The sequence below is a fragment of the Paenibacillus gyeongsangnamensis genome, assembly GCF_027533625.1.
Taxonomy (GTDB): Bacteria; Bacillota; Bacilli; order Paenibacillales; family NBRC-103111; genus Paenibacillus_G; species Paenibacillus_G gyeongsangnamensis.
Window position 1 is genome coordinate 203417 of record NZ_JAQAGZ010000007.1, and the last position, 12562, is coordinate 215978.

General features: G+C 55.5%; 12 protein-coding genes. 10 read left to right on the plus strand and 2 right to left on the minus strand.

Going from position 1 to position 12562, the window contains the following annotated elements; all coding sequences use genetic code 11:
- Positions 1 to 41 precede the first annotated feature (41 nt).
- Positions 42 to 677, plus strand: coding sequence for a DUF1906 domain-containing protein (locus tag O9H85_RS12880; RefSeq protein WP_269881795.1), 636 nt, complete (start codon positions 42 to 44; stop codon positions 675 to 677).
- Positions 678 to 828: 151 nt separating this feature from the next.
- Positions 829 to 1791, plus strand: a complete 963-nt coding sequence (locus tag O9H85_RS12885) for a phosphatidylglycerophosphatase A family protein (protein WP_269881796.1) — start codon at positions 829 to 831, stop codon at positions 1789 to 1791.
- A 393-nt stretch (positions 1792 to 2184) separates the two neighbouring features.
- On the opposite strand, the gene O9H85_RS12890 is transcribed toward O9H85_RS12885, so the two are convergent.
- Positions 2185 to 3054 carry a sensor domain-containing protein gene (locus O9H85_RS12890; RefSeq protein WP_269881797.1) on the minus strand — a complete coding sequence of 290 codons (870 nt, stop codon included), beginning with the start codon at positions 3052 to 3054 and terminating at the stop codon, positions 2185 to 2187.
- 327 nt (positions 3055 to 3381) lie between these two features.
- Between O9H85_RS12890 and O9H85_RS12895 the strand changes: the two genes are divergently transcribed.
- From O9H85_RS12895 to O9H85_RS12905, 3 genes are all read left to right on the plus strand, one after another.
- A complete protein-coding gene (locus O9H85_RS12895) occupies positions 3382 to 4431 on the plus strand; it encodes a GerMN domain-containing protein (RefSeq protein ID WP_269881798.1) in 1050 nt (349 codons plus the stop codon).
- 276 nt (positions 4432 to 4707) lie between these two features.
- Positions 4708 to 5469 carry a ribonuclease PH gene (gene rph / locus O9H85_RS12900; RefSeq protein ID WP_269881799.1) on the plus strand — a complete coding sequence of 254 codons (762 nt, stop codon included), beginning with the start codon at positions 4708 to 4710 and terminating at the stop codon, positions 5467 to 5469.
- Positions 5450 to 6091 (plus strand): XTP/dITP diphosphatase, encoded by a 642-nt coding sequence (locus O9H85_RS12905; protein WP_269881800.1) that lies wholly within the window; start codon positions 5450 to 5452, stop codon positions 6089 to 6091. Before rph ends, O9H85_RS12905 begins: the two co-directional genes overlap by 20 nt.
- A gap of 172 nt (positions 6092 to 6263) precedes the next feature.
- On the opposite strand, the gene asnB is transcribed toward O9H85_RS12905, so the two are convergent.
- Positions 6264 to 8108, minus strand: a complete 1845-nt coding sequence (gene asnB / locus O9H85_RS12910; protein WP_269881801.1) for an asparagine synthase (glutamine-hydrolyzing) — start codon at positions 8106 to 8108, stop codon at positions 6264 to 6266.
- A 308-nt stretch (positions 8109 to 8416) separates the two neighbouring features.
- On the opposite strand from asnB, the gene O9H85_RS12915 reads away from it, so the two are divergent.
- The 5 genes from O9H85_RS12915 to clpP all read left to right on the plus strand — a co-directional run bounded on the left by O9H85_RS12915 (position 8417) and on the right by clpP (position 12552).
- A complete protein-coding gene (locus tag O9H85_RS12915) occupies positions 8417 to 8758 on the plus strand; it encodes a hypothetical protein (protein ID WP_269881803.1) in 342 nt (113 codons plus the stop codon).
- Between the two features lie 234 nt (positions 8759 to 8992).
- Positions 8993 to 9358 (plus strand): hypothetical protein, encoded by a 366-nt coding sequence (locus O9H85_RS12920; protein ID WP_269881804.1) that lies wholly within the window; start codon positions 8993 to 8995, stop codon positions 9356 to 9358.
- Positions 9339 to 10253, plus strand: coding sequence for a hypothetical protein (locus O9H85_RS12925; protein WP_269881805.1), 915 nt, complete (start codon positions 9339 to 9341; stop codon positions 10251 to 10253). Before O9H85_RS12920 ends, O9H85_RS12925 begins: the two co-directional genes overlap by 20 nt.
- 147 nt (positions 10254 to 10400) lie before the next feature.
- The gene (tig, locus tag O9H85_RS12930) at positions 10401 to 11690 is read left to right on the plus strand and encodes a trigger factor (protein ID WP_269881806.1); all 1290 of its coding nucleotides are present in this window, start codon (positions 10401 to 10403) and stop codon (positions 11688 to 11690) included.
- Positions 11691 to 11961: 271 nt separating this feature from the next.
- Positions 11962 to 12552, plus strand: a complete 591-nt coding sequence (clpP, locus tag O9H85_RS12935; RefSeq protein ID WP_269881807.1) for an ATP-dependent Clp endopeptidase proteolytic subunit ClpP — start codon at positions 11962 to 11964, stop codon at positions 12550 to 12552.
- Positions 12553 to 12562: the final 10 nt, after the last annotated feature.

A 12562-nucleotide genomic window follows, 5' to 3' on the forward strand; every position in this document is an offset into this window, starting at 1 on the left:
AGGTTGAATTATGCATAAACCAATCAGCGGGAGGGTGGCCAATGGCGGAAGGAATTGACCGCGCCGCTCCGTTCACGACGGCGGCGCCGCTTCAGTGTTTGAAGAACAGCGGATTCACGTTCGTCGGCCGGTATTACAGTCAGTCCGATTGGAAGAACTTGACGCGTGCGGAAGCGAAACGGATCAGTTCGGCAGGCCTGTGGATCGTAACCGTTTATCAGGATGCGAACAACACGGCGGATTACTTTACGTACGATCGCGGCGTGAGCGACTGCAGCACGGCCATTCAGCGGGCCGGCAGCGTAGGGCAGCCGTTCGGTACGCCGATCTATTTTGCCGTGGATTTCGAGGTATACGCCGGAGATGCGGCGCTGAAGCAGGTGGAAGCTTACTTCGAGGGCGTGCAGGACCGGATGCGTCAGCAAGCGGCGGAGAACGGGGGGCAGAAATGGGAGCTTGGCGTGTATGGCTCCTATGATGCCGTCGAATATATTGCGAACTGGATTCAGGACGTCACGTACGTCTGGCAAACCTACACCTGGAGCAACGGCCGGATTTTCAGCTACAACAATCTGTACCAATATCTCAACGATACGACCCTCAGCGCCTGCCGGAACGCGGGAACGGTAGACCGGGTGCGGTCGAACGGGAACGGAGGCGGCTTTCAGGTCAGCTGAGCCGATGCGCAGGCGGGCTTCCCGAACGGGGGAGCCTGCTTTTCGTATGTCCGTTTCATGAGCGGCGACGGGAACGGGGCGATGGATTGCCGAAATATGGTATAATGCGATTCATATCGATTTTGACTACTCAAACAAGCGGGTGCCGACAATGAAAACATTTTTGAAGGATAAAGCGTTGGTGATGGCCGAAATGCGGGAGGAGCTGTTCAGCCACTTCCCGAAGGCTTCCATTGAGGAAGCGGTAGCCAAGCTTCTGGTCGAAGTGAAGGGTATCAAGAAAATTCCGAAGGATCTGATCTCCGAGACGCTGCTGGACGTGCTGAGCAAGACGGAAACTTACAATGTGATAACCACCCTTCTGGAGCTGGAGAAAAAGGTAAAGCATGACCACGAGCTGCTGGCGAGCATGAAGGATCCGTCGTTCAACATTCACCGCACGATCGCAATGTCCATCTGCGGCATGTACGGAAGCGGCGCAAGCTCGCTGTTCGGGTTTGTCGACTGCAAATTCCGTTTCTTCTTTCCGTACAAGCGTCCGAAGAGTTTTCTGTCCAAAGGCGTTTGCGCGCTTGTCGCCTCTACCGCCACCGTCGTCATCTCCGATAAAGTCAAGGAGGATTACACGGAGCGCAACCTGGAGCTCCTGGCTTCCCGGGGAGTGACCCTGGAGGATCTCGTCGATTTGGTCGACGGACTGCAGCGTCCTTATAATCCCAACATGGAGCGCAAGCTCAGCGAGGATAACGTACGGGCGGTGTTGAAGAAGCAGCAGGCCTATCATGCCATCCAGCTGGCGATTAAAGTGGATCTTGCAGTGGAGCGGGGAGAACTGAATCCCCAGTATACGAACATCGTAGGCCATGACGAAGGGCTGTTCGGGGTGGACGAATCGGTCGCCACCGCCATCCCGCTGCTGTACGGAACGATTGCATTGACCAATTTCGGCTATCTGGACAAGGAGAAGCCCGGCATCATCGATTCGCTCGATTCGGACCATTCGGAAGGCAAATGCAACACGTTTATAGACGATATCGTCTGCGGTATTGCCGCCGCCGCGTGCGGAAGGCTGGCCCACAACAATGTGCCGGAATTCAGCAAGCCGCTCAAATAAGAAAAACTCCTTATCGGAGTCTTTCAAAGCAGCCAGACCGTTCTTAGCGGAAGTTTTTCTTGGTACAGAAAGTTGCAGTCCACTTTAATGCTTTAGTGAACTTAAACTTTCTGTAGCGTTAAGAAAAACTCCTTATCGGAGCCAGGCTGTAGAGAAACCCATAAAATAGAGAAATCTGCCTTGGTACTCCGGTAGGGTATCCCCCTCCGGCCGCTGTTGTTACCCGTAAAATTTTCAATTTATTCGCTATGCAGCGGTCATTTTCCGATAACAAAGGCGGGCGCTATCGCTCCTACAGGGGATACCCCACCTACTACCTTTTGCATTTTTCGATATACCCGGGTTTCTCGTCAATCTGACTCCTTATCGGAGCCTTTCAAAGCAGCCAGACCGTCAAGACTCCGAATAAAACATCAAGGCGTTCTTTCCCTGGCGCTTGGCGGCGTACATGGCCATATCCGCCTTATTCAAAAGCGTCGTATCGTCGCTGCCGTGCTCAGGAAATAGTGCGGCTCCGATACTGGTCGAGAAGTTGATTTGCCGTCCGCTTAAATCAAAAGGCTGATTCAGCGCATCGGCGATGCGGCGGGCGATCTTGACGATATCATCCCGCTCCTCAAAATGCTGCAGCAGCACAACGAACTCGTCTCCCCCCATCCGGCACACGGTATCCGGCTCGCGGATCGAGTGTGTGAGGCGGGCTGCTGCCATGACCAGTAGTTCGTCTCCGGCGGAATGACCGAAGCAGTCGTTGATTTTCTTAAAATCGTCAAGGTCCAAGTAAAGCACTGCAAGCTTGCGCTGGTAGCGTCTGGCGGCAATAAGCGATTGGGTAAAACGGTCATGGAACAATCGGCGGTTGGGGAGTCCTGTCAGCACATCATAGTAGGCAAGCCGGGTGAGCTGCAGTTCCTGCTCCTTGCGACGAGTAACGTCTCGTACGGAGAAAGCCGCCAGCGCGGGAACTCCGGCCAGCGGGACAGGATATCCTCTGCCCTCGGCCCAGATCTCCCGGCCGTCGGGCAGCACCGCAAGGAATTCCGCTTCAAACGGCTCGAGGCAGGTTCGGAGCCGGTGAAGCGCTTCGACGATTCTGTCGCGGTCACGTTCATGAAGACATTGCTCTGCAGGCCTGCCGCCGAAGATGGCCGGAGAGGCATAGACGGGTATACCGGCGGGGTCGATAATCAGCAGCCCGTCGGGGGAATGCTCTACCGCCGCTTGGAGCCGACTGTCCGACCCGGGATCAATCCGCTTATCCATGGCGATCACCTCGATGTTGAAGGATGAATTCAGAAGCGGCAGCCTCGTTTCTTCCCGCCCTGATCCGGCTGGCGCGAAAGACTCTGCCTGATTTATGGGGATGCTATGCCGGTTGGATTCGAGGGTCCTTAATGAGTTTAGGGTAAAATACACTTTAATTATAGGCTTGAAGAACCAAGTAATCAAGGAAAAACCTGGACTAAAGTACCATTTTTTTAGTAAATTAATTTGTTTCAGGTATAGGACAAATTGTTGTCATAAACTCGTCTTCCTTCCGTATACATAAAAGCAAACGGACAAACCCGAACCCCCAAGGGAGGAAGAACCATGAAACAATATAAATATAAGTGGATGCGTTGGGCCGCCGTTACCGGCATGGTGATGGTGCTTGCGTCTGGCTGCTCGGTGATCAAGACGAAGGAACAATCGCAGCAGATCGATCCTCCGCCGGTCGGCGCCGACGCGATGGCTGCCGGTGCCAAAGCTGTGACCGCGCCGATCGTAAACCCGATGCAGGTCAATATTTATGCCAGGGACGAGAAAGGCTTCATCGCGCCGATCGTCATTCAAGTGGAGAAATCCGAGAGCGTGGCGAAGACGGCCCTGGAGTACATGGTGGACGGGGGACCCTCCCAAGGCCGGCTGCCATCGGGCTTCAAGAGCGTCCTGCCGAAAGGGACCCAGGTGAAACAGATCAATATATCCAAGGATCAAAAGCTGGCCACGGTGGATTTCTCCAAGGCCTTCGTGGACTACAACCTCCAGGATGAGCGCAAAATTCTCGAGGCGGTGACCTGGACGCTGACCAGCTTCGGCGCAGTCGATCAAGTGAAGATCCGCGTCGAAGGGAAGGATCTGAAGGAAATGCCGGTCGGCGGTACGCCTCTGGATGAGCCGTTGACCCGCGCGATGGGGATCAATCTCGAGAAGCCGGAAAGCGTAGAGTTTGGACAGTCGACGCCGGTCACGCTTTATTTCCTGAATCAGAATCAAGCCAATTACACCTATTATGTCCCGGTTACCCGGTTGATCAAACGAACGGACAATGTAGCTCAGGCGGTGATTGAGCAGCTGATTGCGGGTCCCGACGAGAAGAAGGGGCTGACGGGGGTCATGGCGCCGGGAGCCGAGCTGCTGAAGATCAGCAAGTCCGACGATGTCGTCACGGTCAACTTCTCGGACAAAATGCTCGGACCGGACAAGAAAGCCCCGGCCGAAGCGCTCAAAGCCGTCGTGTTGTCGCTCACGGAGAACGTAGGCACTTCGACGAAGGTACAAATCCAGGTCAACGGCGATACCAAGGTCGCCTCGACGGACAATTTCAATTACTCGAAGCCGGTAGCCCGGCCGCTGAACGTCAACCAAGTGAAGTCTTAGGCGGCGCCGCTGCCTGTAACGGTCCCCTTCCCGGCTCAGTGAACACCGCTGCGCGCGTAGAAGGGGGCCTTTTGTTTTAAAGCTGCCTATGTACGAGGATTTAAGGCAGAAATCCGCTGACATGATGCAAAGGGAACGCGGGTTATAAGGCGAAGAAGCGCGGGTGTCCGAAACTCTATACCCGCCCCCTCGCGAGCACCGGTACGAGTTTGGTTTTCCAGAATTGCTCTGGTACAATGAGTACGTTACCGAGCAAAAGGAGGAAGCGAGAAACCGATGAGAAGCGACGGCAGAGCATACGATCAGGCCCGGCCTGTGAACATTACGACGAATTACAACAAGCACGCCGAAGGCTCCGTGCTGATTGAAGTGGGCGATACGAAGGTGATTTGCACGGCCACCGTGGAAGAGCGGGTTCCGCCTTTTATGAAAGGTCAAGGCAAGGGCTGGGTGACGGCGGAATATTCGATGCTGCCTCGAGCAACATCCGTCCGCAATCAGCGTGAAGCCGCAAAAGGCAAGCTCGGCGGACGGACTATGGAGATCCAGCGGCTGATCGGCCGCGCGCTCCGGTCGGTCGTCGATTTGGAGGCGCTGGGCGAGCGATCCATTACGCTGGACTGCGACGTGATCCAAGCGGACGGCGGCACGCGGACGACATCGATTACGGGTTCGTTCGTGGCACTGGCAATCGCTGTAGACAAGCTGTGCCGGGAGCGGAACCTGAACCGGTTCCCGATTACCGATTTTCTCGGATCCGTGAGCGTCGGGGTCATTCAAGGAAAAGCGCATCTGGACCTTAATTACGAAGAGGATTCCAAGGCGAAGGTCGATATGAACGTCGTCATGACCGGGGGAGGCCAATTCGTTGAGGTGCAGGGCACGGGCGAGGAAGCGCCCTTCTCGAGGCAGGAGCTGGACGAGCTGCTTCTACTGGCGGAATCGGGGATTCAGGGCATGATCCGGATGCAGGAGCAGGCGCTGGGTCCGATTGCGGAACGGATCAAGGGGGCGTCTCATGCGGCTTCCCGGCGGTGAGGTGCTGATCGCCACGCGAAGCCTCGGCAAGGTGAAGGAATTTGAAACGCTCTTTCAATCCGAGGGTCTGCGGGTGCAAAGCCTGCGCGATTATCCGGAGATTCCGGATATCGTCGAAGACGGAGATACGTTCACGGCCAACGCGTGGATCAAAGCCCGTACGATCGCGCTGCGCTTCGGCCTTCCGGTCCTTGCCGACGATTCCGGGCTTTGCGTGGACCGGCTTCACGGCGAGCCCGGCGTCTACTCGGCCCGCTACGCGGGGGAGCACGGCAATGACGAGGCCAACAACCGCAAGCTGCTGGACGAGCTGGCCACGCTGGGGCCGGTTAACGAATCCGGGGTGCAGGATGCGCCTGCTGTCTTGAGTCCGGCCCGCTTCGTCTGCGCCATCGCGCTGTCCGGCGCGGACGGTGAGCCGATCGCGCAGGTGGAAGGAACGTGCGAAGGCGTGATCATCGGGGAGCCGCGCGGGGAGCAAGGCTTCGGCTACGATCCCTTGTTTTATATTCCCCGGCTGGGCAAGACGATGGCGGAGCTGACGACGCCGGAGAAGAGCGCGGTCAGCCACCGCGGTGATGCGCTGAAGAAGCTGTGGAAAGCGATCGAAGGCTTGGACTGATCCTGTAACGAGAGGACGGGACGGCGGCGGAATGAAACATTTCCGCCGTCCGTCCCGTCTTTTGTTAGTTGATAAGACTTTATAAATTTTTGCAGCTTATAGCTTCGTATCAACCTTGATAAACGCGCTGGTCCTTGTAAGACAAGGAAGGCGTAGCCGTTTATCCTGGTGTTTACCGGATCGAAACCTTGTAATGGCGGAGCCAGGTATCGACCTGGGCCAGATAGGCGAAGAGCTGCGGTCCCGTCATCAGCTGGCCGAACCAAGGAAGCTGGAAGCGGCCCTCATCGTCCTCGGCCAGCGCGCGGATTTTCGCCACATCGATAAACTGCAGCAGCGGAGACGAGGAATCGCCCAGAATCTCAAGCACCCAATTGCGGACCGCCGTCAAATAATTCGGGTTATGGGTTTTGGGATACGGGCTTTTCTTACGCGTCAGCACATCTTCGGGCAGCACGCCCTTCAGCGCCTTGCGCAGGATGCCTTTCTCCCGGTCGCCCGACGTCTTGATCTCCCACGGAATATTCCATACGTATTCGACAAGGCGATGATCGCAGAACGGCACACGCACCTCGAGTCCAACCGCCATGCTCATCCGGTCCTTGCGGTCGAGCAGCGTCGGCATGAACCGGGTGATATTGAGATAAGACATCTCCCGCATCCGGTTCTGCTGCGCGTTCTCGCCGGCCAGCCGCGGCACTTCGGAGAGGGCTTGGCGGTAGCGCTCCTGCACGTATTGCTCCGGCCTCACCCAGTTCACGAATTCCTTGGACAGCAGTCCGACGCGTTCCGGCGTAGCCAGGGCCCACGGGAAGGTGCTGGCATTCAGCGCGTCTTCACGGTGAAACCACGGATAACCGCCGAAGATTTCGTCGGCCGCTTCGCCGGAGATGGCGACGGTGGCGTCCTTCTTGATCTCGCGGCAGAACAAGTACAGAGAGCCGTCCACATCAGCCATGCCGGGCAGGTCGCGGGCATACACGACCGTGCGGAGCGCGTCCACGAGCTCCGGCGTATCGAACTCGAGCGCATGGTGCACGGTACCTAGATACTCCGTCATCCGTTTGATCCAGGGCGCATCGGCATTCGGCTGGAAGGCGTTCGCCTTGAAATGCTTATCGTTGTCGACGTAATCGATGGAATACGTATGAAGCGTCCCAAGCCCGTTCTTCTCGTAATGGCTTGCGGCGAACGAGGTCAGCGCGCTGGAATCGAGGCCCCCGGAGAGCAGGGTGCAGATCGGAACGTCAGAGGCCAGCTGCCGCTCCACCGTATCCTTCAGCAGCTCCTTCACCTTGGCCGCCGTCGTTTCGATGTCGTCCTCGTGGGGCTTGCTCTCGAGCTTCCAATAGGCTCTTACCTGAAGACCATTGCGGTCCATCACCATGCAGTGGCCGGGCTTCAGCTCATACATGTTGCGGTAGACGCCGTGCCCCGGCGTCCGCGCAGGCCCGACGGCGAATACTTCCGCCAGACCCTCGCCGCTGATCTGCGCGGGAAAATCCGGATGCGCCAGAATGGATTTCGGCTCCGAGCCGAACAGCAGCCGGCCTTCGGTGTAGGAATAAAACAGCGGCTTGACGCCGAGCCGGTCCCTCACCAGATAAAGCGACTGTTCCTCCGAATTCCAGATGGCAAAGGCGAAAATGCCGTTGAACCGGTCGACGCAGGAGCGCCCCCATTCGATATAGGCGATCAATAGCACTTCCGTATCGCACGTCGTTTGAAACCGGTGGCCGCGCAGCTCCAGCTCTCTTTTAAGCTCGGGGGCGTTATAGAGTTCACCGTTGTACACGATGGTAAAGACGTTATCTCCCGCCTTCCTGGTCATCGGCTGTGCGCCGTTCGCCGGATCCATGACGCTCAGACGCCGATGGCCCAGCGCGCAATGCGAAGTGATCCAGGTCCCGGAGGCATCCGGCCCGCGCAGCTCCAGCGTACACGTCATGTTCTCGAGAATGGACGGATACTGGGTCAAATCCTTGTTCCAATCAATCCATCCCGTTATTCCACACATAGCCTTCATCCTCTCTGGTCTGTGAATAGCCGGCGTTTGAACAAGCCTGTCTGGCTGGCGACCGCAATATGTTAACAGATTATGCGTGCGTCAAAGTGAAAATGTCTGTCCGAGCCGGGGAGGCGGAGTCGAAACTTGGTCGGAAAATTGGACAAATGTGCGCAGAAAAGTTACACTATCGTGTAGAAACTTAACACTTGGAAAATTTGGGCTGAACGTGAATAGAAACAGCTGCTTTTGTCCTACTCTATGGATAGGGTGCTGTACGGACGAGCAGTCGATCAACATGTAAAGGTGGGCAACATCGGATGAAGAAACAAATGTCGGAACAGCAAAAGGAATATAAAGACGCGAAAGAAGTCTTCGAGAAGGCGAATAAGGAGTTCGAGCAAAAGCTTGCAGCCACCAAGCTGCTCGGTACGGTTTCCCAGGAAACGATGGAACGTCTTGTAGAGGATACGGGTCTGCATACGGCCCTCAACCGTCTGGGCGCTGCCGAGGCGGCCTTGCTCAAGTGGTCTCACGAAATGATCCAGAGCGAGCGCGATTATTTGCAAAATAAAGATACGGTCGACCGCATGTATGCGTTTATCGATTCGAACCCGCATATCAAGGCGCAGCTCATTCAAGCTGCGATGAAGATGGACTAAACCGATAACGACGTTATCATCAGGCCGGAGCCGCGATCAGCGGTTCCGGTCTTTTAGTTGATGTGAAGCTATAAGTTTTCGCAACTTATAGCTTCACATCAACCTTGATAAACGCGCTGGTCCTTGTAAGACAAGGACGGCGTAGCCGTTTAGATTGACGAGAAACCCGGATATGCAGAAAATTGCAAAAGGTAGTAGGTGGGGTATCCCCTGTAGGAGCGATAGCGCCCGCCTTTGTTATCGGAAAATGACCGCTGCTTAGCGAATAAATTGAAAATTTTACGGGTAACAACAGCGGCCGGAAGGGGATACCCCTCCGGAGTACCATGGCAGATTTCTCTATTTCATGGGTTTCTCTACAGCTTGGACGGCGTAGCCGTTTATTCTGGGCGCCTCGCAAGCCGGGAGAAGACGGTCCTCGACTTGTCCGTCAGCGCGGACGGCTCGATCTCGCAAATTCGCGGGCAGCTGCCGGAAGAAGAGTTGCCGATGCTGGCGGCCGCCCGCCGCTTTTGCTTTCCTCCTTCGATTTCTGGTACACTGGCTTTCAATAGTAGTCGTGCAGGAAGGGCGGTGCCTCATGGACCCACATCCGAATGAAAATGTCATTCTGTTCCCGAAAACCGTCGAATTTTACCAATACGAGCTGACGCGGCTTCTGGAAGCCGAACGCTATGGCGAGGCGATGGAGGCGCTGCGCTTTCTTCTCGCCTGCCATACGGACGATGAGAGAGCGCGGGAGGAATGGCAGTCGCTGCTGGACTGGCTGCAGATGATGTTTCCGGACGTTGCGCTGGGGATTGGCAGAGCGGAGGGCGAGGAACCTACGGAAGCCGATCTGCTCCGGGAAATTCTCGCGGAGAAGACGAGCCGGCAGGAGGATTACGCCGCCAAGCTGCTGCAGACGCTGATGGAGCAGCAGGCGATCGACAAGCGGCTGCTGGCGCTCGATCAGCTCGCGTTTATCGACGCTCCGGGCATTGATGAAGCGCTGCTTGACTGGCTTACCGATCCGGACCGGAAGCTGCATCCGATTCTGCAGTTCAAGACGCTTCAGACGCTGAAAAAAAGAGGAGTCTCCGGTACGGTGAAGCTGCCCAGGAACGGCGAAACGTTCCTGGCCGAGATCGAGGAGACGCCGGCCTCCTTCGACCAGTTTCCGTCCCAAATTCAGGAGATCATCACGCGGGTCCAGGAAATCAGCGAAACGCAGCATCCGGCGCTGTCTTATTTTGCCGAGGAGACCTGGAGCGAATTCCTGGCGTTCGTATACGGCACGTCGGCTTACCGCCAGATGCTCCGGCAGGATGCGGCTTATGTCGACGTATGGGCCGCTGCCCTTCATTTGACTCTGCTCGAACGCGTATTTGACGGCGGGAACAAGGAGGAGCTGCAGGAACTTTACGGCATTACGGACGAGATGTCGTTCCAATGGGAGCAGGCTTACCGGATCATGCAGCAGTTCGCTTCCGCCGTATTTACAAAAAGGCTGTAACCGGAGCGGAGTTCAAGCCTTGAAAAGAAACGGGTTTACGGGTATAATATAGTGGTTATATTGACGGAGCAGGACAAGCATGACTTTTAATCGCCGTCAGCGCGTGACAAAAAGTTAATGGACAATTTTTGGAGGGGAAAGCATAAAATGAAAGCAAGCTGGGAAAAGATAGAAAAGAACCTTGGAGTTCTTGATATCGAAGTCGATGCGGAGCAGGTGGCCGCCGCTCTGGACAAGGCATTTAAGAAAGTCGTACAAAAAGTGAACGTTCCGGGCTTCCGCAAGGGCAAAGTGCCACGGGCGATTTTTGAATCCAAGTTCGGCGTAGAGAGCCTTTATCAAGATGCTCTCGATATTATTGTTCCGGAAGCTTATATTTCCGCCGTTCAAGAAACGGGCATCGAGCCTGTGGACCGTCCGGAAGTGGACGTAGAGCAGTTCGGCAAAGGCCAATCGCTGAAGTTCAAAGCGAAAGTGGTTGTGAAGCCGGAAGTGAAGCTCAGCGAGTACAAAGGCATCGAGCTGCAGGAAACCGCTGCGGAAGTAACGTCTGAAGAAGTGAACGAAGAGCTGGAGAAGCTGCAGAAGCGCCATGCCGAGCTGGTACCGGTCGAGGAAGGCGCTGCAGCGAACGGCGATCTCGTCGTTATCGACTTTGAAGGCTTCGTGGACGGCGTTCCTTTCGAAGGCGGCAAGGCGGAAAGATACTCTCTGGAGCTCGGCTCCGGCAGCTTCATCCCAGGCTTCGAGGAGCAGGTAGTAGGTTTGGAGAAGGACGGAGAGAAGGACATCACCGTTAAATTTCCGGAAGACTATCATTCCGAAGAGCTGAAAGGCAAAGAAGCCGTATTCAAAGTCAAGCTGCACGACATCAAACGCAAAAACCTGCCTGCGCTCGACGACGAGTTCGCCAAGGACATTTCCGAGTTCGAGACGCTGGACGAGTACAAGGCCGATCTCGAGAGCAAGCTGAAGGAGCGCATGCAAGCCGAGGCGGAGAACAAGAAACAAGCGGAAGTCGTTGAGAAAGTAGCGGCAGCCGCTGAAGTGGACATCCCGCAAGTGATGGTGGAAGAAGAAGCGGACCAAATGGTCAAGGAATTCGAAAACCGTCTGCGCATGCAAGGCATGAACCTGGAGATGTACTTCCAGTTCACGGGCCAAAACACGGATGCACTGAAAGAACAAATGCGCGGCGACGCCGAGAAGCGCGTTCTTAACAACCTCGTGCTGGAAGCGGTAGCCAAAGCTGAAGGCATCGAAGCTACTGAAGAAGAAATCAATGCGGAGCTGGAGAGCCTGGCGAAGATGTACAACCGCCCGGCCGACGAAGTTCGCAGCATTTTCTCCTCCAACGGGAACCTTCAAACGCTGGTAAACGACGTAGTAACGAAGAAAACCGTACAATTCCTGCTCGACAACAGCAAAACGGCCTAAGCGCCGTGTAACATAACAAAGCAAAGGCACGTGAATTTCATTGCGTGCCTTTGTTTTACCCTAAAAAAAGGGGATTCGGGAAAGAACATAAGTACATACCTCGATTACATATTTTGAAGTACATAACGCAACATTATAAGTACATATCCGCACGATGGAACGGGATGGGCACGAGCGCCGCGCAGGCAGTTCGATTTTCTCGCTTAAACGTGCTACAATGTTTGTTGTAAGGCTGCCGCAAGGCATTAACGGAGCAAAGGGGTTGGGAACGATGAGTCTGGTACCTATGGTTGTTGAACAGGAAGGCCGCGGCGAACGCTCTTACGATATTTATTCGCGCTTGCTGAAGGACCGCATTATCTTTTTGGGCAGCGCGATCGACGACGACGTCGCCAACCTGGTGATTGCCCAGCTGCTGTTTCTTGCAGCTACGGATTCGGAGAAGGACATCCATCTGTACATTAACTCGCCCGGCGGTTCGGTAACCGCGGGAATGGGTATTTATGATACGATGCAGTTCATCAAGCCGGACGTATCGACGATTTGCGTCGGCATGGCGGCGAGCATGGGGTCCCTGCTGCTGACGGCAGGCGCACCGGGTAAGCGCTTCGCGCTCCCGAACAGCGAAGTGATGATTCACCAGCCGCTCGGCGGCGTACGCGGTCAGGCTTCCGACATCAAGATTCACGCCGATTGGATTATCAAGACCAAGCAGAAGCTCAATCAGATCTACGTGGATCGGACGGGACAGCCTTACGAGAAGATCGAACGCGATACGGACCGTGACAATTTCATGAGCGCTGAGGAAGCCAAAGCCTACGGTCTCATTGATGCGGTTATCACTCGCGACGAATTGAAATAGAAAAGGAGTG

Bases quoted from the DNA above. Each gene is read 5' to 3' on its own strand.
- O9H85_RS12880 (WP_269881795.1), top strand. From the start codon at position 42: ATGGCGGAAGGAATTGACCGCGCCGCTCCGTTCACGACGGCGGCGCCG.
- O9H85_RS12885 (WP_269881796.1), top strand. From the start codon at position 829: ATGAAAACATTTTTGAAGGATAAAGCGTTGGTGATGGCCGAAATGCGG.
- O9H85_RS12890 (WP_269881797.1), bottom strand. From the start codon at position 3,054: ATGGATAAGCGGATTGATCCCGGGTCGGACAGTCGGCTCCAAGCGGCG.
- O9H85_RS12895 (WP_269881798.1), top strand. From the start codon at position 3,382: ATGAAACAATATAAATATAAGTGGATGCGTTGGGCCGCCGTTACCGGC.
- rph (WP_269881799.1), top strand. From the start codon at position 4,708: ATGAGAAGCGACGGCAGAGCATACGATCAGGCCCGGCCTGTGAACATT.
- O9H85_RS12905 (WP_269881800.1), top strand. From the start codon at position 5,450: ATGCGGCTTCCCGGCGGTGAGGTGCTGATCGCCACGCGAAGCCTCGGC.
- asnB (WP_269881801.1), bottom strand. From the start codon at position 8,108: ATGTGTGGAATAACGGGATGGATTGATTGGAACAAGGATTTGACCCAG.
- O9H85_RS12915 (WP_269881803.1), top strand. From the start codon at position 8,417: ATGAAGAAACAAATGTCGGAACAGCAAAAGGAATATAAAGACGCGAAA.
- O9H85_RS12925 (WP_269881805.1), top strand. From the start codon at position 9,339: ATGGACCCACATCCGAATGAAAATGTCATTCTGTTCCCGAAAACCGTC.
- tig (WP_269881806.1), top strand. From the start codon at position 10,401: ATGAAAGCAAGCTGGGAAAAGATAGAAAAGAACCTTGGAGTTCTTGAT.
- clpP (WP_269881807.1), top strand. From the start codon at position 11,962: ATGAGTCTGGTACCTATGGTTGTTGAACAGGAAGGCCGCGGCGAACGC.